Here is a 22,524-nt window from a genome sequence, read left to right on the forward strand (position 1 = left end):
ACTATTTTTCGATTGAATCTAATGCTTCTATTATTTCTGGAATAACTTTGTACAAGTCTCCAACTATTCCATAGTCTGCAACATTGAATATAGGTGCATCTGGATCTTTGTTTATAGCAACTATTATATCAGATTCCTTCATACCAGCCAAATGCTGAATAGCACCTGAAATACCACAAGCTACGTAAAGATTCGGTTTAACTGTTACACCAGTCTGTCCAACCTGATGACTTCTGTCTATCCATCCTGCATCAACAGCTGCTCTTGATGAACCGACAACACCACCTAATTTGCTAGCCAATTCTTCAATCACCTTAAACCCTTCTGCATTTCCAAGTCCTTTTCCACCTGAAACTATAATGTTCGCATCAGTTAAAGATACTTTTTCATGAGCTGATTTAACTATTTCAATAACCTTTGTTCTGATATCAGATTCCTTTAAATCATAGTTAAGCTCTATTACTTCACCAACTCTTGAATCATCTCTTTCAGCCTTATCCATAACACCAGGTCTAACTGTAGACATCTGAGGTCTAACATCTGGACATATTATAGTAGCCATTATATTACCACCAAATGCAGGTCTAGTCTGTTTGATTTTTCCATCTTCTTCATCTATTTCTAGCTTTGTACAGTCAGCTGTCAAACCAGTATTTAATCTTGATGCAATTCTAGGAGCAAGGTCTCTACCTATGTTAGTAGCTCCCAGTAGAACTATCTCCGGTTTTATTTCGTTTATTGAATCAACTATAACCTTTGCATACGCATCTGTAGTATAGTTTTCTAATAGTGCATCATCAGCAATATAAACCTTCTCTGCACCGTAAGCTATCAATTCAGAAGCAAGGTTTTTAACGTCCTTACCAAGTAGTATAGCATTTAAGCTAACTCCTTTAACATTTGCTAATTTTTTTCCTTCACCTAATAATTCAATTACAACGGGTGTAATTTTGCCTTGTCTTTGCTCAGCAAAAACCCATATGTCTTTATATTGATTTATATCTTGTATCTGCATAATATTCTTCTCCCTAAAATATTTGTTAAATTATGTGTGCTCCCTTTAACTCACCTATTAGTTTCTGAGCAACTTCTTTTTCTGTACCTTCTAAAATAACACCCTGACCCTTAACTTCTGGAGTGAAAGATCTAAATACTCTTGTAGGTGATGCTTTCAAACCAACTTCTTCAGTTGTAATATCAACATCATTTATTGTAAGTACAGGTATTTCTTTTTGATACGCATCAAATATTTTGTCGATGTACATATGTCTTGGCTCGTTAAGCTCTTTTACGGCTGTCAACAATATTGGCATATTGGCTTCGATCATTTCGTAACCATCTTCTAGCTGTCTTCTTACTCTAACCTTGTCACCAATTATTTCCATATCTTCAACATATGTAACCTGTGGTATTCCAAGCTTTTCAGATATCTGAGGTCCAACCTGAGCTGTATCCCCATCTATAGCCTGTCTACCAGCAAATATTATGTCATATTCACCAATTTTTCTTATAGCCGCTGCTATAGCGTTTGAAGTAGCCCATGTATCTGAACCACCAAATGCTCTATCACTTAGTAGCAACGCTTCATCAGCGCCCATTGCCAAACATTCTCTAAGCATTACATCTGCCTGAGGAGGTCCCATTGATATAACAGTAACTGTGACATCACTCATAGTTTCCTTTAATACCAAAGCTTGTTCCAATGCGTTTGCATCATCTGGATTCAATATACTCGGAACACCTTCTCTGATCAATGTATTCGTTTTCTTATCTATTTTTACTTCAGTTGTATCTGGAACTTGTTTTACACATACGATAATTTTCAAATCACACACCACCTTCTATTTTAATAATTTTCCTGCTATTACCATCTGCTGTACTTGAGATGTACCTTCGTAAATTGATAGAATTCTTGAATCACGATAGATTCTCTCTATTCTATAATCCTTAACGTATCCGTATCCACCATGTAACTGTAGAGCTTTGTAAGCCACTTCATTTGCTATTTCAGCAGCGTAGTATTTCGCCATAGAAGATGCAATTGCCGGACTTTGACCATTATCCTTTAGCTGTGCTGCCTGATATACCAATAATCTTGCAGCTTCAACCTTTGTAGCCATATCTGCTATTGTAAACTGAGTATTTTGGAATGCAGCAAGTGGTCTACCAAACTGTACTCTTTCTTTTGTATATTTAATAGCTTCATCTAAAGCACTTTGAGCAACACCAACAGCCTGAGCAGCAACACCTATTCTACCAGCTTCTAGTGTGTTCATCATAACGTTGAATCCCTTACCTTCTTTTCCTAGTAGGTTTTCTTTTGGAACCTTCATATTTTCGAAAATTAAATCTGCAGTTCTAGTTCCTCTGATACCCATCTTATCTTCATGAGCTCCATGTGAGAATCCTTCCCATTTTGTTTCGATAATGAATGTAGAGATTCCCTTTGTTCCCATTCCTTTTTGAGTAACAGCTGTAACTATGGCAAAGTCACAGAAAGGAGCATTTGTTATCCAACACTTTCTACCATTTAGTATATAGTGGTCTCCTTCTAATACAGCCGTAGTTTGTGTTGCACCAGCATCTGAACCAGCACCTGGTTCTGTAAGACCGAACGCACCAACCATTGTACCTTCTGCCAATGGTTTAAGATATTTTTCTTTTTGCATTTCAGTTCCGAAATTAATTAGTGGTAGCGCAACTAGAGAAGCCCCTGCAGTAACATAAGTACCACATGATGCATCAGCTCTTGACAATTCTTCCATTATTATGGCATAAGAAACATAGTCTGCTCCTGCTCCACCATATTCTCTAGGAACTATTGGACAAGAGAATTTATACTTTGCAAGTTTATCCAATAATTCTTTTGGCATTTCAACGCCTTCTCTGTCCATCTTTTCAGCTAAATCTGTGTCATACAATTCACGCTGGCAAAAATCCTTTATAGATTTTCTTACTAATTCGTGCTCTTTCTTAAATATCATTACTCAACCTCCAAATTTGATTATTAAGATATAATATCTGCAAATGTCTGAATTCTTGTTCTCATTTGCTCGATATTACTTGTTCCTTGTTCAATTTCCATATATAAGTGAGGAATACCTGCTTCATCCATGTCTTTCTTGAAAATAGGATAATCATATTCTTCTGGATCACAGAATTTCATCAATCCATAGATTACTCCATCAATACCTAGTCTCTTCACATGATCAGCCACTATTTTGCCTCTTAATCTCTGTGGATCATAAGCCAATGAGCATCCCTCAATATTTGACCACTGCAATGCCAATCTTTCTAAAGCACTATTTCCTTCTGGAACCAATGTAGAGAATTGTCTAGTTTCCTGACCTACATTGTCATAGGCAACAGCTAGATTATTCTTTTCAAGAACGTCTAGGAATCCCTTATCATCAAGAACTATGCCTGTTGTCATTACTTTTTTGCCTTTGAAATCTTCCTTCGGCATTGACTTAAGAATTTCATTTAGCTCTTTAACTAGCAATGTATGGTCTTCCTTTAGCATAAAGTTTCCACTCTTTATAACAGCGTTTCTCTTTGTAGGAGTAATAGTGTTTAGATAGTTTGGAACTAATTCTACGAATTCCTGCATAACCTTTCTATGCTCGTTGTAGATATCTATACTCTTTAACATAGCATCTTCAGTTATTTCACATTCGCAAATATCTTCCAATCTTTTCTTTACAGACTCATATTCTTCAACTAGATAATCAACACCAGCTTGAATTTTTCTGTTGTGAGGATGAGCAAATGCTACCATAGGAATTTTAACGCCTGACTTCCAGTTTTGAGTTGTACTTCTTAAAGTATCACACATACAAGGAATCATTACTGCTGAAACTCCATCATAGCTTCCCTTTAATCCATATTCAACATTTGCAGCGATTATTGAACAGACAAATGCTGGATAGTATTCTTTTGCTCTTTCTATATTCGTATTTCCACCCCACATTGACATTGGAACCAATCCGCCTGCGTGTGCAATTTCTTCAGGAGTGTACATTGGGAAGCATCCTACAACCTTTTTCCCACTTTTTATATAATCCTGCAACATCTTTTTAGGATTATTTGCTACATATTCTAATTTTTCTAATACTTCATTTAGAGTCATTACTGAGCACCTCCCTTATTTTTTCTTTCTGCCATTACTTCTACCAAACCTTCTAATCTTGTTTCAAACTGTGCCTTTGCAAAGTTTCTAGGGTCTGCTTGGTCTCCGTCAAAGCCAGTATAAGGTAGCCCAGTTTGATCATAAACTCTTCTGGCCATTTCATATTGAATAAAGCTCATCATCTTACAACTTCTGTTCATATGGTATAATGCACCGTCACAGTCTCCACCCTTAAGTGCGTTAACTCTATATTCAACCATTCTTTCCATGTTTACATTGTTGAACATTGAACTATATGCTCTAGCCATTCCATCTAGGTCATTAACCTCATATTCTAAAGCCCAAGCGTGTGGATATACTGAACCAGTCATATTTACACCAGCTTTAGAAGTTGATTTTAGCTTGAATCCTATATAAGGCCAGCATGGTATACCTTCCATCATTATTCTATATTTTTCTTCTCCTCTGAAAGAAGACTTACCTTCCTTGGCATTTTGCTTTAATTCTTCAATTAAAAGCTTGAAAGCTTCAGTTGTTTCTTTTTTTCCTCTAGCTGCAACGATTGCTGCCATATAGTTGAACAAGTCAAAGCCATTCATTGGAGATGGGAAGTTACCTTCAGGCAAACTCATTGAATACTTCCATAACTTACCGTTTTCAGAAGAAATTCTCATGACTTCTTCCAATCTCTTTGGATCAAATGGTTTACCAGAAATTTTTTCAAATTGCTTGATAGCTTCTTCAAACTGTCCTCTTAGGTACTTAATTCTATTATCACTAACTTCGTATTCATAGTTGTATGCTGTGTCTATCATAATTAGAGGTATATTAAGGTCTCTGGCAATACTTTCATACCATTTAACAACTTCGTCACATATATTGTTACAGCAGCATAGGAAATCTGGTTCTGGCATTGGAAGAGCATCTGAGTGACCCTTTAATAAAAGACCAAAATTTGTTCTAGCATACGCACAAAGGTCATTTGAGTAACCTATACCTTCAGATAGTTCGCAAAGCTCTTGAGATTCTTTCTTTGCTGCAACACCTGCTGCATGGTTTTCTGGATATAATAAAACCAAATCAAATATTTCTGCCAGCTCTTGTGGGAAAACTGATGTCGCCCAGCCCACAGGTCTACCTTCTTCTTTGGCTTTAAATCCAGCTTGATATTGAGCATCCAATAATTCAGCAATTAATTGTTTTGCATCTTTTTTTACTTCTTCCACGATAGTCCCCTCCTAACTTATAGTATTATTCCTTTTTCCTTTAATTCGTCATATTGCTTTTCATCGATTCCGATTTCAGCCATAACTTCCTTTGTATGTTCACCTAGCTTTGGTGCTCTTCTATAGTCACCCTTCTGAGCTTCTGTAAACATAACTGGAGTACTGAATATCACACCTTCATGTCCGTTTTCATATGTATGTTTGATTAGATAATCATTTTCCCAGCATTGAGGGTCAACCAAAACGTCAGATGGAGTTGCAAGTTTTTCATATGGTATACCAGCAGCCTGAAGTCTTTCACACCACTCGTCAATCGGTCTCTTAATAAATTCCTTTTCCATCATTTCAACGAATTCTTCTACATAGTTAACTGCACTTCTCAAAGTAGAATACTTTCCACCAATTAGATCAGGTCTTTCAATTACTGTATTACAGAATCCTGGGAACCATTTGTCATACTGGAAGAATGCTATCTGTATCCACTTATCATCAGCACACTTGAAAGTTGTATTTAATGGGTTAGGTGGTTGACGACGAGTTATAGGCATTTCGTAACCATAGTGAGCAGCTGATACCATAATACCCATACCAAATACAGCAGTATGGAACAATGATACTGTTACCCTTTCACCCAAACCAGTTTCTTTTCTCTTATATAGAGCTGCCATAATACCACCAGCCAAACTCATACCAGCATAGTGATCACCAAGACCAGCAACTGGGTTAGCAGGAGAAGTTCCTTTTTCCATCAAACTTGCAGCTACACCACCTCTTGCAAAATATGCAGTATAGTCGAATGCTGGATTATCCTTTGCAGGTCCCTTATCTCCGTATCCTAATAGATGAGCATATATAATATGAGGAGCTCTCTTCTTTACTTCTTCGTAGTTTAATCCACTCTTATCTAAGGCTTTCTGTCTAGTATTAGTTAAGAAGACATCAGCGCCTTCCAATAATTTATAAATTATTTCAACACCCTCTTTAGTGTTTGTATCTATTACTATATCTTTCTTTCCTGAGTTTTCTATCTCAAACATCGGATTTTCTTCCTCAGTCGCTGGGAAACACCATTGAATACCGACTATTCTCATTGAATCCCCGAAGCTAGGTTCGATCTTAATTACTTCTGCCCCCCAATCAGCAAGTACTCTACCACATATTGGAGCTGCAACAAAGTTTGCATACTCAATAACTCTTATACCCTTTAACGGTAATCCTGTATTTGACATAACTCTACCTCCTAGTATCATTTAAAAAATAATTTTGTAAAAATCACTAAAATTTTTATACACTATTATATAAGCAAATCACGTGCCAACTTTTTTAAATAAATAAAAAAATTGCTATATTTTTTTCGCATTAAATTCAGAAAATTTTGTAATAACCACAAAAAATTTACTATTTTTTCCGGAATAAAAAATACCTATTTTTTGTATTTTGATAATTAAGCAACTTTTTAACATTAATTAGAATTCAGTCAATTATCTGAATTTTTCTTTTTTTTGTTCGTATTTTTGATATTTATATCGTATATAGAAAATAAATAGAATTTTTTCTAGTCAAATAAAATTTATTTTTTTCTTGTCGGTGCAAATAATAATTTGAGAAGCAATTTTAACATTTATTTTTTTTGCATTTTGCAAAAAATAAAAAGGATAGATTATTATCAAATATCCATCCTTTTTTCATTATTTTTTTATTTATTTTTTATCAAACAATTAAATATATTTTGCAAACCTTTTCTATCAATTCACATTAATAAAAAACTATCAATTTTGCATTTTGCAAATTTTTGCATTTTGCAAAAATAACTATTCTAGTTCCGCATCAGACTCTTCATTTCTGGCAACTTCCCATTTATGATCAGGATGTTCTCTCTTGAACTTTCTGTTCTTGTAAACCCCAATAGTAAGGAAAGGTATGACAATTGCAACGATCCCAAGATATCCGCAGTATCCATATCCATATTTAACGATATTAGTAAGTCCTGTCAATGATATTATCATACATACAACCATTATCAACACAGCCACCAATGCTCTTCTCGTTCTTTGAGATTTAATTGACATTAGCTTTGGAGTATCTTCAAATCTGTTTACCAATCCAAATATAGTTGTAACACCAGTAGAAATCAAGCATAGGAATAGCGAAACCTTATATGCCACAGATATTGCTGTATTTCCAGTTTGCATTGCAACATAAAGAGTCGGCAAAGTCAGCTGATCAGCGGCCTTTATTTCATGATACCAACCAAGTAACATTGTAACTGCCAAACATAGAGCAACTGCATTCATAACAAATGACAAAGCCATAGAAGCAGTAGCTTCTTTTTCGTTCTTCAACAATCCTCTTGAACTAGCTGCCAACGATGGTATAACAACTGACTGGAAACCAGCATATGTAAATATAAGAATAAAAGGCTTTGAAAAGCTTGGACCCCAAAATTCTTTGTTCTGTAAAATCGTACCGATTTCAGTTGATCTCAACTTTATACCTGTTATAAATATCAACAAACAGCAAATCAAAATTACGATTGACATTGCTCCAGCAGCACTTGAAACCACAATAACACCATATATCGTTAGGAAAAGCAAAACTGCTCCTACCAACAATAGAGAAATTGCATATGGAATGCCCATTGCCTGTAGCACTGCTGTAGCACCAGCAATAACGGCACTAACAGCCATTATTACCATCAAATAATAATATATCTCCCAAAGCAATTCCAGCTTTGTGTATGGTCTCCATAGCTCAGTAAATAATTCCTTATAATTCTTACAATCATTATTATTGTACATAACTATTACTTCTCTCATTGTAAGAGTAAGAAGTAACATAGCTAATACAGCTGTGAGTGGAGCAGTCCAACCAAACTGTACATAGTATTGAGTTTCTTGATTACCAGTAGCAAAGCCTCCACCAGCGTGAGAACCGAATAGTACCGCAGCAACACCAAAAATGGCTGCCATAGAACTTACTTTTCTTACTTTTTTCATTTTTAAATTCCCCCTTGATAAAATTAACTATAATAAATATAATCAAATTATTATCAAGCAAAAATCATGCCAAAAAGGCTACTTTGTTAAAATATTTTAAATGCAATAACCGAATGCCTAATCTAAATTTATATATCCCTTTTTTATTTTTCTATAGACAGTCGAAGGATTTATTCCCAGCGATTTAGATGCATCGCTTATATTGCCAAATTTACATAGTGCATTTTTCAATAATTCTTCCTCTATTATCTGATGAGCCAAGTCTATTGTTATATTTTCACTGTTATTTATCCTAGACAATATCCTTTCTCCAAAATCAGTTGGAAATTCATCAGCTTCGGCATTTTTTTCCCCCTCTTCTCTATAAATATCATTTATTTCGATACTTTCGCTCGCTCTCTCAAATCCAATATTGGAATTTCGTGATAGCTCATCATTATTCTCACTTGAATATAGATTGTCAACATGGTCTATATTATCAATATTCCCAAGTGTCAAAATCCTCTCCAATTGCTCAGAATAAATATTTTCATGCGGAGATAGAATTACCAGTCTCTCAATAACGTTTTTTAATTCTCGTATATTTCCCTCCCACTTATTTTTCAAAAGCAACTTTTCGGCATCCTTTGTCATTATGATCTTCCTGTTATACCTTTTATTAAAAAGCTGAATATAGAAGTCGCTGATCAATAGTATGTCCTCTTTTCTCTCTCTAAGTGGTGGTATTATCAAAGGAATAACATTCAAACGATAATATAGATCCTGTCTAAAAATCTTCGGATCTTTTAGCTCTTCCTTTGTCTTATTTGTTGCACAAATATATCTGACATCTACCTTTTTAGGTTTGATAGCTCCAATCCTCAAAATTGCGTTTTCCTGTATTACCCTCAGCAATTTCTTCTGAGTTTCCAACGGTAACTCTCCAATTTCATCCAAGAAAATCGTACCACCGTCAGCAGCCTCAATCAACCCCATTTTTCCATCTTTGTTTGCACCTGTAAATGACCCCTTTTCATAACCAAATAGCTCCGATTCAATAAGATCCTCTGGTATTGACGCACAATTGATAGCAACGAAGCTTTTATCTCTTCTCTTGCTTTGGTTCCAAACTGTATTTGCAATTATTTCTTTGCCGACTCCTGATTCTCCAATGATAAAAACTGGGGCATCAGATGGTGCAACTCTAGAAATTATCGACTTTATTTTCTTTATCTGAGGACTCTCGCTAATATAATCAATCGTATAGTGATCTTTTTTCTCTTGCTTTTTAGCCAAATTAATCAACCTAGAAACATCTCTTCCAGTCAAAACTCCACCTTTTAAAATACCATCCTTGTCGATAATAGGAACCGCCGTATAAGAAATTACTCTTCCGTCTGAATAAACGATATCTCTATAAACCTTTGTACGTTTGTTGATCATTTCAGTAATCACAGGATTTTCAACTTTATTTTCAATAACCAATTCAGAGATATTTTTTCCAAGAACTTCATTTCTTTTAAAAGGAAGAAGCTCGTCACAAATACCGTTCATTTTTCGAAGTGTTCCATTTTCATCAAACAATACTACTATTTCATCTATATGCTCTATTACATTGGATATCATCTCGTCCAATATAAAGGTTCTCTCAAAAATATAAAGATAGAATCTCTCACCGTTTTCATTTTTTATTAAATACTCCGTACCCTGAAGATACGTATTAACTATATTAAAGTACTTAATCTTTGGATTTTCCGAATTATCTCTTACAACTTTTACTTGACTCAAACTTTCTAATTCGTCTACATCTAAATACTCGTAAACATATTCAAATTGCTTATTTTTACAGACTATTCCACCATCAGAATCAAAAACGATAGCAGGGTTGTCGATATTTGAAATCAGCTCGGCAATCATAGTTAAATCCATAACAATCCTCCATTCAATTGTGGAGATATGAATACTCATATCTCCACCCAAAACACTATACTATTTTAAATAATACTATTTTCCGTGACAGTTTTTATATTTTTTACCACTTCCGCATGGACAAGGATCATTTCTTCCAACGGTTTTTTCAGCTATTTTTGTTCCCACTTTTTCTTTATGAGATTCTTCAGTTTCAGGAGATTCTAGTTTTTCGACATCTACCACTGCTTTTCTCTCTACTGGAACCTCTACCTGTATATTGAATAGGTAAGAGATAGTATCTTCAACTATTAGCTGATTCATTTCATCAAACATCTCGAAGCCTTCCATCTTATATGCAATAACAGGATCGATTTGTCCAATTGCCCTAAGACCTATACCCTGTCTTAATTGGTCCATTGCATCAATATGATCTATCCAATGATTATCAACTGCCTGCAGAAGGATTATTCTTTCAACTTCTCTCATTCTTTCTGAGCCAATGAACTCTTCTTTTTCGTTATATAAAGACATAGCCTTTTCAAACACAGCATTTGTCACTTCATCATTATTCATTGAAGACAATTCTATATCATCTAATACTCCAGCAGGAAGGTATCTACTATACATATGATGTTTAAATGCATCAGCATTGAAATCACCATTTTCACTAGTGTGTGAAATAGCACTATTTGTAATTACATCCTTCATCATACCTACAATCTGATCTTGAAGATTTTCACCAGATAAAACTCTTCTTCTTTCCTTGTATATAATTTCTCTCTGCTTGTTCATAACATCATCATATTCCAAGACATGCTTTCTGATTCCGAAGTTTTTACCTTCGACTTTCTTTTGAGCATTTTCGATCGACTTAGTCAACATTCTATGTTCAATAGGAGTTTCATCATCCATACCTAGCTTATCAAGAATACCCTTAATTCTATCGCTTCCAAATAATCTCATTAAATCGTCATCTAATCCAATATAGAATCTTGATTCACCTGGATCACCCTGACGACCTGCACGCCCTCTTAGCTGGTTGTCAATTCTACGAGATTCGTGTCTTTCTGTACCAAGAATACAAAGACCACCTGCTTTTAAAACTTCTTCCTGTTCAGCGTCAGTTATAACCTTGTACTCTTCATAAAGCTTCTTATATGTTTGTCTAGCTGCATCATACTCTTCATTTTGTTCTACTCCAGCAGTTTCATTTGCAGAGTTTACTCTATTTATCATCTCATCAGTGAAGTTTAATCTCTTCATTTCCTTAAGAGCCATAAAAGATGGATTACCACCCAAAAGTATATCGGTACCTCTACCAGCCATATTCGTAGCTATCGTAACAGCTCCCAATCTACCAGCCTGAGCGACGATTTCTGCCTCCTTTTCATGGAACTTCGCATTTAATACCTCATGAGGAATATTGTAATCAGACAAGATACTAGAAAGCAATTCAGACTTTTCAATAGAAACTGTACCAACAAGAACTGGCTGTTTTCTTTCATGTCTTTCAACTATATCTCTGGCAACTGCATTGAATTTCGCCAGCTGATTCGCATATACTGAATCAGGTAAATCCTTTCTCAATAACGGTTTGTTTGTTGGAACCTGAAAAACATCCATTTTATAAATTGATTTAAACTCTTCTTCTTCTGTCTTTGCAGTACCTGTCATACCCGATAGCTTACTATACATTCTAAAGTAATTCTGGAATGTAATCGTAGCCAGAGTCTTTGATTCTCTTTGAATAGTAATTTCTTCCTTTGCTTCTATCGCTTGATGAAGACCATCTGAATATCTTCTACCAAACATCAATCTTCCTGTAAACTCATCGACTATGATTATTTCATCGTCTTTTACAACGTAGTCGACATCTTTTTTCATTATCGTATGAGCCTTCAATGCCTGATTTATATGATGATATAATTCAGTATGCTCCATTGTTGTGATATTGTCGACATTGAAATATATCTCTGCTTTCCTTACACCTGATTCTGTAAGAGAAACAGCCTTATCTTTTTCTTCTTTTTCGTAATCATCATCATTTAAAGTCAAAATAAATACATTTGCATCAGAATATAGATGAGTAGACTTGTCTCCAGGTCCTGAAATAATAAGTGGTGTTCTAGCCTCGTCTACCAATATTGAATCGACCTCATCGACTATGGCAAAATTTAGACCTCTTTGAACCATTTGTTCTTCATGAATAACCATATTGTCCTTCAAGTAATCAAAACCATATTCGTTATTTGTCCCATAAGTTATATCGCACTCATACTGACGCTTTCTTTCTCTTGGATTCTGTCCATGAACGATAACACCAACGCTCAATCCCAAAAACTCGTAAATCTTTGCCATCTGGTCACGGTCACGTCTTGCCAAATAGTCATTTACTGTAACAACGTGAACGCCTTTACCTTCCAATGCATTTAAATACACTGGACAAGTCGCAACCAAAGTTTTACCTTCCCCAGTCTTCATTTCAGCAATTCTACCTTGGTGAAGCACCATACCACCTATCAACTGAACTCTAAAGTGTTTCATCCCTAAAATTCTTGTAGATGCTTCCCTTACAACAGCAAATGCATCGACCAAAATATCGTCCAACGTTTCACCATTTTTCAATCTTTCTTTAAAGATTGATGTCATATTTTGTAATTCTTCATCAGTCATCGCCTCATATTTAGGTCCGACACTATCTATCATATCAACGACTTTATTAAATTGCTTCAAATCTTTTTTATCCGCCATATTAAATAGGCCATCTAAAAACCCCATACTTCGTCTCCTTTTTTTATTTTTTTGTACTAATTATACCAATTCGTCTACATACATAGTTTATTTTATCATAAATTATTTATTTTGAACATATCCGAGTGAGAATAATTGGCATTTTTTCACATTTTTTCGATAAAAACGCAAAAAAAGATCGATATGGAGTATATCTTCTCATACCAACCCTTCTTTTTGTGTATTTAGCTGACCTGATCTTTGACCCCACACTCGCCTGCTGGAACTTTCGCCATCAACTACTAATCCTCTCGATGAATCGGCAGGTCTTACTTCTAAGCCGCGCCATGCTCACGCTCCCATTTATTTTATTATTTTTTATATGCGCTTACGTGGATCCTTTTGCCCGCGACTGGCTTGGACTTTCAATCACAGACCTAATTACCTATTCATTGTATATTCATTTCATTTTTATGTCAACATTTTTTACTCTATTTTTTGTACTCACCAGTCAAAAAAGTGATAGATATTATTTCAAACACACCATTTAACCTCAAAACCTTGCTAATTTCATTCATTGTACTTCCAGAGGTAAAAATATCATCGATTATAACCACTTTCTTCCCATTTAGCTTATTTCTGTAATCAGGATTGATTACAAAAGCATTCTTAAGTACTTTTTTTCTGTCAGCACTATTCAATCCGTATAGCTTCTTAGTATTCTTAACTCTCTTAATAAGCTCCACAGCTTCCAGATTATATCTTTTACAAATATATTTCGCCAATTTCTCAGATTGATTAAATCCTCTCTCTTTTGTCCTCTCCTTACTAAGTGGCACAAATGTAACAAAATCAGCATTAGCCAAAACATCGCTGTATTTTTTATCTAAAATATCACACATCATATCAGAAATAACCCTTGCTAGGAAAGTTCTTTTACCATATTTATATTTGAACACAATCCTTGAAGAAGTTTCATTATACTCCAATATAGAAATATTTCTATCAAACAAAAATGATTTTTTTCTACAAAAATCGCATCCCTGTCGTGCTTCATCATATTCTCCATCGTCAGAATACCTACTTGAGTACTCTGCATTGCCTGATTTAATAGGCTTGCCACATATTTTGCACCCATTTTCAATATAGTTCAATTTACAAAAACAGCTCTTACATATTGAATACGAATTGCTTTTGCTAATTGGCAAATCACATAGAAAACAATTTAAATTCTCTGGTAAAATTATGTTCAAAATATAATCTACTAAATCATAAAATTTCATAACAAAGCACCCAAACAAAAGTTTTTCAATAAATTAATAATCAAGCTCTAGCATATTATTCGTTCTATATTTCCTCAATCTATATCCAAGATTGGTATATCTGTCATTTACAGTATTATTAGATATCATGTAATCGAGATATTTTTTTTCTCCAACTATTACCACTAGATTTTTTGCTCTTGTTACTGCAGTATAAATCAAATTTCTATTCATCAATTTTGGTGGCCCCCAAGATATTGGTATTATTATCGCAGGAAACTCACTTCCCTGACTTTTGTGAATAGTTGTACAGAAACAGTGCTCAATTTCGTCTAATTCATCAAAGCTGTATTTATATATCTTAAATTCATCAAAAACTATGTACATTTCCTTGCTACTCTTATCAATATGGTAAATATAGCCTATATCTCCATTATATACACCTTCGCCAGAATTAGTACCTCTTTCATTTTCCCATTCTTTGGAATAGTTGTTTTTGATCTGCATTACTTTATCTCCAACCCTAAATGTTCTCTTCGTAAGCTTCAATTCATTCCATTCATTTTTACGTGGATTAAGTATCTCTTGAAGCTCTGAGTTCAAATTCGTAACCCCCACATCACCCTTTCTCATCGGAGCCAACACTTGAATATCCTTTAGTGAATCAAGGTTATAGTATCTATTCAATCGCCCACTTACCAAGCTCTTTACTTCCGACAATATTCCGCTATCTCCAGTTCTATTAATGAAAAAGAAATCAGTTCCTTCTTTATTTGCAACAATATCCTTGCCCTTGTTTATTCTATGAGCATTCAAAACGATGTCACTTTCCTGAGCCTGACGGAAGATTTCATTTAATCTGATAATCTCAATCATATCTGATGAAATTATATCTCCCAGCACATTCCCAGCACCTACTGAAGGTAGCTGGTCAGCATCTCCAACTATAATCAATCTTGTTTTGCTTTTCATTGCCTTAAGTAAATTATCCATTAAAAAAATATCAATCATTGATGCCTCATCAACAATTATGACATCTGCATCTATTGGATCTTCGTCATTTTTTATAAAAATCACTCTATCATCAGCATCAAATGCCATTTCCAAAAGTCTATGAATCGTTTTTGCCTCTTCTCCAGTAGTTTCTGTCATCCTCTTTGCAGCCCTTCCCGTCGGAGCAGCCAAAACGACCTTCTCCCTATTCTTCTTCAGCAATTCGATTATTGTATTTATCGTCGTGGTTTTTCCAGTTCCTGGACCTCCTGTGAGAACCATAACACCATTATTAAAGGCAGCCCTTACAGCATTTTTTTGATTTTCTGCCAACAAGATATCATTGTCTTCCTGAAAATTTTCTAGTTCTTTTTCAAGATCTATTCCTAGTGGCTTAACTGGAGTGCTAATAAGCTCTATCAAATTGCTACATACATCCACTTCAGCATGATAGCATCTATTCAAATACACAATATTGAAGTCACCATATTTCTCTACAATTGCCTTTCTATCTAACGCCAAATCATATAAAGTGCTTTCAATAACCTCGTATTCAACCCCCAATATTCTCGTAGCTTCATCTAGTAGAATATTCTCAGGTAAAAACATATGCCCATCATTCATCGCATTTTTTAACACGTGCAAAACACCTTGCTCCAATCGAAACGGAGAGTTTTTTTCGATTCCACACATACTAGCTATATCATCAGCCATTTTAAATCCTATTCCCACAATGGAGTCGATTAGGCAGTATGGATTTTGAGTGATAGTGTCTAGAGAATTTGCACCGAATTTCCTGTAAATTTTGATACATATTCTCGGACTTATTCCGAACTTATGTAATGAAATTATGATATTTTTAACACCCAAATTTTCTCTAAAGCTTTCGACGATTGGTCCAATTTTTTTTGCCCCTATACCTTGTACTTCTAGTAGTTTTTCTGGATTATGCTGAATAATTTCCAAAGTATTGGTTCCAAACCTCTCAACTATTCTAGTCGCCATTTTTTCCCCTATTCCACTGATTACACCCGAGGACAAAAAAGTGACTATCCCTGTTTCCGTAGTCGGCATGACTACACTATATTGCTTCACAACAAATTGTCTTCCATAAATCTCATGTATAGACCAATCCCCTGTTACCTCTATATTTTCGCCAGCAGAAATACCTGGAATTATCCCTGTGATGACTTCAACATAATCATCACTCTTTATTCTAGCGACCGTATATCCGTTAGTTTCATTAGAAAAGATAATATCAGTGATTACACCTTGAAAGCTCTCCATTTTCGTCCCTCCATTATCATTGTAGGCAATTTTACAAAAAATGCACTCTATATATTATTATACATTATTTTTCAAAATAATTCTCACTAAACATTTTCAAATAATACTTAAAATTGACTTAATATTTCGTTTGTCAAATAATTATTTATATTCTTTTCAGAATATTTTTTTAATTCTTTTGATAAACAAAACATTTTTTAAGTATTTTGTGCTATAATATTTCAAAGTCTTTTATGGCTAATATATACAGGAGGAGAAAAACATGGAAGAAAACAAAAAAAGAAATTATTTTACATCCATAAGTATTGGAGTTGCAACAGTTTGGTTTTCAACTCACTGTGGAGCCGGCTTTGCATCCGGAACGCAGGAACTTCAGTACTTTTCAAATCATGGTTGGTTTGGAGTATTTATGCCAATATTAACATTTATTATTATCGGTTTTACTTACTATGTTGGACTTGAAACAGCTAGACAAACTGACAAATGGAGTTATGAAGGTTGGTCAAAGGAAGCGTATGGTAATCATTCAAGATTTCTTACCTTGGCTATGGATTTCAGTATTGTCATCACAACTATAGCAGCCACTGCTGCAACAATTGCTACGGGTGGTTTGTTGGTAAACAAATATTTTCACTTGCCAGTAGTCATGGGATCGATTTTGATGATAGCAATTGTCACACTTATATGCGTATTTGGAGAAAAAGTAGTCAGAAAAAATGCAATGTTTATGACTGCAGCAATTGTGATTATCGTTTCAATAGTCTTGGTCGCTGGACTTGTGAAGTTCGCCCCTCAAATTTCAAAGCTTATGTCAGAGGGATACGTGAATCCCAACTCATCAAAATGGAGTATTTCAGATAGTTCAGAAACGGTTCCTGGAAATATAGGCAATGCGTTGCTATGGGCATTGACTTACGCCGGATTCCAAATAAGTGCTATAGGTGGTATCACATCCTCTTTCAAAGGTGGTCTTCACAAGGAAGAAGCAAAAGGCGCTATGTTTATGGGAGCAATCATAAATATAATCATGCTAGTTGGAATTTGCCTTTTAATTTTTTCAGGAATGCCTGAAATCTACACAAATGAAACAGCAAGAACGCTACCGACTATTTACATAGTAAACCAGCTTGATATAAAAATACTGTCTGTTCTATATCCAATATTATTATTCTTAGCTTTGATAACTACGGCAGTTGGATTTATATTTGGTATGATACAAAGAATAGATCCTTATGTTCTAAAGGGAATGAAAAATCCATTAATAAAAAAAGTAATAATAAGCGTCGTATGCTTAATCATATGCTATCTTGTATCTACTCAAGGATTGATGTGGATCGTAAAGGAAGCATACAGATATCTTGGAATATTTAACTGGATTTTCATGATTATTCCACTTTGGATATTTGGATACAAAAACATTAAAAAGCGTGATAAAGAACGTATCTAAACAAAAAATAAGCTGGCTCATAAGAGTCCCAAATAAGAAGCATACCCATATTCTCCACGTATGAAAATGAATGTAGGGTATGTTTTTTATTTGTGCAAAAAATTACCATAGGCAAAACCTACGGCAATTTAGGGATTTTTGTTCAACCCATTTTTTATGAAATTTATCTCGATAAAAGCTATTCTACATAATAGTTTTCTATATTTGATAAAGCTTATTCTAAATGACAGAATTTGATAAAATCAATACCAAACAACGGCTTTCTATAAATATTTCTTCAATAATTCTACCTTATCAAGCTTTTCCCAAGGAAGATCAATATCAGTTCTTCCAAAATGTCCATACGCAGCTGTTTGCTTGTAGATCGGTCTTCTTAAATCCAAATCTCTAATTATCGCACCAGGTCTCAAATCAAAGTTTTCCTTTACAATCTCAACTAATTTTTCATTTGAAACAACTCCAGTACCAAATGTATCTACAAATATCGACAATGGTCTCGCAATACCTATCGCATATGATAGCTCTATTTCACATTTATCAGCCAAGCCTGATGCCACTATATTTTTTGCAACATATCTCGCAGCATAACAAGCAGATCTATCAACCTTTGTTGGATCCTTGCCAGAGAAAGCCCCACCACCATGTCTAGAGTATCCTCCGTAAGTATCTATGATAATTTTTCTTCCTGTCAAACCTGTATCTCCATGTGGACCACCAACTACAAATCTTCCTGTAGGATTGATATAATACAATGTTTCATCATCCAATAACTCACTTGGAATAGTCGCTTTTATAACCTTATTTATCAAATCTTCTCTAATTGTTTCATTGCTTACTGTCGGATCGTGTTGTGCTGATATAAGAACTGTATGAACTCTAACTGGAGTATCATCTTCATATTCAACAGTAACCTGTGTTTTTCCATCTGGTCTAAGGTATTCAAGCTCTCCTGATTTTCTAACCTCTGTAAGCTTTCTAGACAATTTGTGAGCCAATGAAATAGGCAACGGCATGAACTCAGGTGTTTCGTTACAAGCGAAACCAAACATAATTCCTTGATCACCTGCTCCTACCTTTTCAATCTCGTCTTCAACAGTTTCGCCAGACTTAGATTCCAAGCCTTCATCAACTCCTATTGCTATATCATTCGATTGTTCATCAATCGCAGTTATCACACCGCAATTTTCTGCATCGAATCCAAATTTTCCTCTAACATAACCAATCTCTTCAACTGTTTCTCTAACTAGCTTCGGTATATCCACATATGCATTAGTAGATATTTCTCCCGCCACTAATATCAACCCTGTAGTAGCAGTTGTTTCACAAGCAACTCTTGATGTTGGATCTTTCTCTATAAGAGCATCCAATATTGCATCCGAAATCTGATCACAAAGCTTATCTGGATGTCCTTCCGTTACGGATTCTGATGTAAATAAATGTCTCGCCATATTTTTTCCTTTCTTTTTTCAACTTATTGTTTCTACTCTTTATGACTTTTTTCTAAATACTTTATTACTGTACTGTGATTATCTATCACAACCTATCATTACCTATCGTCACCAAACTATATTTCTAAAAAATAAGACCTCTCATTCACTGAGAGGCCACTATTTCAATACAAAATAATACTAGCTAACCTCATCTTTCAAAACAATACCTTGGCATCGTTTTGTAGGATTTAGCACCGTCAGAATGCGGTTGCTGGGCGTCACAGGGCCTGTCCCTCAGCCACTCTTGATAAGGCAAATCAAGATTTCTTCAATTTATAGAACAATATTATCATTAAAACGATTAATTGTCAATATGTAATATTCAAAATATTTTACACTATTCTTATTTGTCAACACATATGTCACACTATTCTAAACTGTCAATAGATATGCCACACTATTTTGACGTCGTTACAGGGCTTATACTGTCCCTGCTATTTCTAAAATGTCAACTGAGCCCAAAGCGATTCCTGTTCCCAATGCAACACAATTGATAGGCTCTTCGGCCAATCTAACCCTCAAGCCTGTCATTTCAGATATTTTTTTATCCATACCGTATAACAATGCACCGCCACCAGTCAGTACGATTCCTCTTTCAGCTATATCAGATGCCAATTCTGGAGGTGTATCCTGTAGAACCTTTATTACCAAATTGACTATCTGTCCCACACTGTCACTCATCGCATCCATTATTTCAAGAGAGCTAACTGTTATAGATTTTGGTAACCCATTCGTTAAATCTCTACCAGTTATCTTGATAAATCTTTCTTCTCTCCTTCTATACGCACAGCCTATGTCTATTTTTATTCTTTCGGCAGTTCTTTCTCCGATAATGACATTATAATTTCTCTTAATATATCTTATTATATCCAAGTCAAACTTACTGCCACCTGTTTTGATAGACTTACTTACTACTGTTCCACCCAAAGAGATTACAGCTATATCAGTCGTTCCACCACCAATATCAACCACCAGATTCCCCCCTGGAACTGTAATATCTATACCTGCACCTATTGCCGCAGCAATTGGCTCTTCTATCAATAATACTTCTCTTGCACCAGCGTGTTTAACTGCATCTTGCACAGCCTTTTTTTCTATGTCATTTATATTCGTAGGTACGGATACCATAATTCTAGGCATCACAATTTTACCCATTCCTTTTTTATTTCCCAGCATCTCGATAAAGCCTCTAAGCATTTTTTCAGCATTATCGTAATCTGAAATAACACCACTCATCATCGGTCTAATAGCCTCAATATCCTTTGGCGTTTTACCAATCATCTTATAGGCCTCATGACCAACTGCAATGACTTCGTCGATTCTATTATCAACTGCCACTACCGATGGTTCATTCAATACTATACCCTTGTCGTTTACAACTATCAGTACATTCGCAGTACCTAAATCTATACCAATATCCATTCCAGCCATAACAATCCTCCTCAATATTAATATTTAAATTAATAAATACCATCGTTAATATTTAAATCGATAAATATCATCAATGTAATAGTTGAAACCATAGCCTGCCACCGACTCATCATAACGAATCAATATGCTGACTTTTAAAAGCTAATCCTCAACTATTTCAACATCCCCTCCAAGGGCTCTCATTTTTTTGTCTATATCAACATAACCTCTTTGAATATGGTATACTTCACCAATATTAGTGATGCCGTCAGCAACCAAACCGCAAAGAATAAGTGCTGCACCAGCTCTTAAGTCAGTTGCAGTAACGTCTGCTCCAACTAGATTATCAACTCCATTTACAACGGCACTTCTGCCATCGATTTTAATATTTGCACCCATTCTATTAAACTCAGTTACATGCATAAATCTATTCTCGAACACTGTTTCTATAACTACTCCAGTCCCCTCAGCCAACGTTAGCATAGCCATAAATTGAGCCTGAACATCAGTCGGGAATCCAGGATGAGGAAGTGTTTTGATATCTATCGGTTTAATTTTTTCGTTACCTATTACTCTAATGGAATTTTCGCCTTCAATAATCGTAGCCCCAGCCTCTGAAAGTTTTGCTATAACTGGTTTTAAGTGATCAATTATCACGTTTTCAACCACGATGTCACCCTTTGTCATAGCAGCAGCAACCATATAAGTCGACGCTTCTATTCTATCTGGTATTATCGTATGCTCAGCACCATGTAGCTTTGAAACACCTTTTATCTTTATTGTATTCGTACCTGCTCCTCTAACTGAAGCACCCATTTCATTCAAAAAATTTGCCAAATCCACTATTTCTGGTTCTTCAGCGGCATTTTCAATAACAGTAGTCCCATCTGCAAGCACAGAAGCCATGATAATATTTTGAGTTGCACCAACTGAAGGAAAATCCAAGTATAACTTGTTACCTATCAATTTTTCAGCTCTAGCCTCAACAAAGCCATGATCCATATTAATCTCTGCTCCAAGAGCCTTAAATCCTTTTAGATGCAAATCTATAGGTCTTGTACCAATCGCACATCCTCCTGGCATAGAAATCTTTGTATGATTAAATCTAGCCAACAAAGGTCCCATAACCAAAAAAGACGCTCTCATTTTCTTTACTAGCTCATAAGGTGCTTCACATGTATTAATCGTTGAAGAATCAACTGTTAAAATGTTATTCTCGTATGTAACCTCTGCACCCAAATGCTTTAAAAGATCTGAAATAACATGAACATCCCTAAGATTTGGAACGCTCTTTAAAACACATCTTTCATTTGCCAGCAATGTCGCAGCAATAATTGGCAAAACAGCATTTTTTGCACCATCTATTTTAACAGATCCTTTTAATGGACCACTCTTTTTTACTCTAATTCTCGGCATAATTGTACTCCCTTTTAATAAATTCGTTATCATTCATTCAAAATTTTCATTATATCTTTATGTCATAAACGGACATCATTTTAGTTGTCCAAAACTTCATTCAATATTTTTTTATCTTCATTTATAAAAAATATATTTCGTTTTCTGTTCTCAGCAATCCACTAATAGCAAGTTTTTATGATTATATTACTTATAAATGAACACAAATATCTACTATACTTTTATATACTTATTTTGGCAATATGTCA

General features: G+C 35.0%; 15 protein-coding genes and 1 riboswitch. Of the genes, 1 reads left to right on the top strand and 14 read right to left on the bottom strand.

What is annotated here, in order from left to right:
- Position 1: 1 nt before the first annotated feature.
- The 11 genes from FYJ71_RS05575 to recD2 form a co-directional block, all read right to left on the bottom strand.
- On the bottom strand, positions 2 to 1,015 hold the full coding sequence (locus tag FYJ71_RS05575) for an electron transfer flavoprotein subunit alpha/FixB family protein (protein ID WP_154537825.1): 1,014 nt from the start codon (positions 1,013 to 1,015) through the stop codon (positions 2 to 4).
- Positions 1,016 to 1,040: 25 nt separating this feature from the next.
- A complete protein-coding gene (gene etfB, locus FYJ71_RS05580; RefSeq protein WP_154537826.1) occupies positions 1,041 to 1,826 on the bottom strand; it encodes an electron transfer flavoprotein subunit beta in 786 nt (261 codons plus the stop codon).
- A gap of 15 nt (positions 1,827 to 1,841) precedes the next feature.
- A complete protein-coding gene (gene acdB / locus FYJ71_RS05585; RefSeq protein ID WP_154537827.1) occupies positions 1,842 to 2,984 on the bottom strand; it encodes a putative isocaproyl-CoA dehydrogenase AcdB in 1,143 nt (380 codons plus the stop codon).
- Between the two features lie 23 nt (positions 2,985 to 3,007).
- On the bottom strand, positions 3,008 to 4,129 hold the full coding sequence (locus tag FYJ71_RS05590; protein WP_154537828.1) for a 2-hydroxyacyl-CoA dehydratase subunit D: 1,122 nt from the start codon (positions 4,127 to 4,129) through the stop codon (positions 3,008 to 3,010).
- Positions 4,129 to 5,355 (bottom strand): (R)-2-hydroxyisocaproyl-CoA dehydratase subunit alpha, encoded by a 1,227-nt coding sequence (gene hadB, locus FYJ71_RS05595; protein ID WP_091995022.1) that lies wholly within the window; start codon positions 5,353 to 5,355, stop codon positions 4,129 to 4,131. Before hadB ends, FYJ71_RS05590 begins: the two co-directional genes overlap by 1 nt.
- A 17-nt stretch (positions 5,356 to 5,372) precedes the next feature.
- On the bottom strand, positions 5,373 to 6,584 hold the full coding sequence (locus FYJ71_RS05600) for a CaiB/BaiF CoA transferase family protein (protein WP_154537829.1): 1,212 nt from the start codon (positions 6,582 to 6,584) through the stop codon (positions 5,373 to 5,375).
- Between the two features lie 582 nt (positions 6,585 to 7,166).
- Positions 7,167 to 8,351 carry a YkvI family membrane protein gene (locus FYJ71_RS05605; protein WP_154537830.1) on the bottom strand — a complete coding sequence of 395 codons (1,185 nt, stop codon included), beginning with the start codon at positions 8,349 to 8,351 and terminating at the stop codon, positions 7,167 to 7,169.
- Positions 8,352 to 8,468: 117 nt separating this feature from the next.
- Positions 8,469 to 10,259, bottom strand: a complete 1,791-nt coding sequence (locus tag FYJ71_RS05610) for a sigma-54 interaction domain-containing protein (RefSeq protein ID WP_154537831.1) — start codon at positions 10,257 to 10,259, stop codon at positions 8,469 to 8,471.
- A gap of 75 nt (positions 10,260 to 10,334) precedes the next feature.
- A complete protein-coding gene (gene secA, locus FYJ71_RS05615; RefSeq protein WP_154537832.1) occupies positions 10,335 to 13,019 on the bottom strand; it encodes a preprotein translocase subunit SecA in 2,685 nt (894 codons plus the stop codon).
- 443 nt (positions 13,020 to 13,462) lie between these two features.
- Positions 13,463 to 14,254, bottom strand: coding sequence for a ComF family protein (locus FYJ71_RS05620; RefSeq protein WP_154537833.1), 792 nt, complete (start codon positions 14,252 to 14,254; stop codon positions 13,463 to 13,465).
- A gap of 33 nt (positions 14,255 to 14,287) precedes the next feature.
- Positions 14,288 to 16,513, bottom strand: coding sequence for an SF1B family DNA helicase RecD2 (gene recD2 / locus FYJ71_RS05625; RefSeq protein WP_154537834.1), 2,226 nt, complete (start codon positions 16,511 to 16,513; stop codon positions 14,288 to 14,290).
- Positions 16,514 to 16,775: 262 nt separating this feature from the next.
- Here recD2 and FYJ71_RS05630 point away from each other — a divergent pair, with 262 nt between their 5' ends.
- The gene (locus tag FYJ71_RS05630; RefSeq protein WP_154537835.1) at positions 16,776 to 17,960 is read left to right on the top strand and encodes a hypothetical protein; all 1,185 of its coding nucleotides are present in this window, start codon (positions 16,776 to 16,778) and stop codon (positions 17,958 to 17,960) included.
- Positions 17,961 to 18,223: 263 nt separating this feature from the next.
- Here FYJ71_RS05630 and metK read toward each other — a convergent pair whose 3' ends face one another.
- The 3 genes from metK to murA all read right to left on the bottom strand — a co-directional run bounded on the left by metK (position 18,224) and on the right by murA (position 22,276).
- Entirely contained in the window at positions 18,224 to 19,408 is a 1,185-nt protein-coding gene (metK, locus tag FYJ71_RS05635; protein WP_154537836.1) for a methionine adenosyltransferase, read from the bottom strand.
- Between the two features lie 187 nt (positions 19,409 to 19,595).
- Positions 19,596 to 19,704, bottom strand: a riboswitch (SAM riboswitch).
- 166 nt (positions 19,705 to 19,870) lie between these two features.
- A complete protein-coding gene (gene mreB / locus FYJ71_RS05640) occupies positions 19,871 to 20,881 on the bottom strand; it encodes a rod shape-determining protein (protein ID WP_154537837.1) in 1,011 nt (336 codons plus the stop codon).
- Positions 20,882 to 21,022: 141 nt separating this feature from the next.
- Positions 21,023 to 22,276 carry a UDP-N-acetylglucosamine 1-carboxyvinyltransferase gene (gene murA, locus FYJ71_RS05645; protein WP_154537838.1) on the bottom strand — a complete coding sequence of 418 codons (1,254 nt, stop codon included), beginning with the start codon at positions 22,274 to 22,276 and terminating at the stop codon, positions 21,023 to 21,025.
- Between the last annotated feature and the right edge of the window lie 248 nt (positions 22,277 to 22,524).

The sequence above is a fragment of the Peptostreptococcus porci genome (assembly GCF_009695815.1).
Lineage (GTDB): Bacteria > Bacillota > Clostridia > Peptostreptococcales > Peptostreptococcaceae > Peptostreptococcus > Peptostreptococcus porci.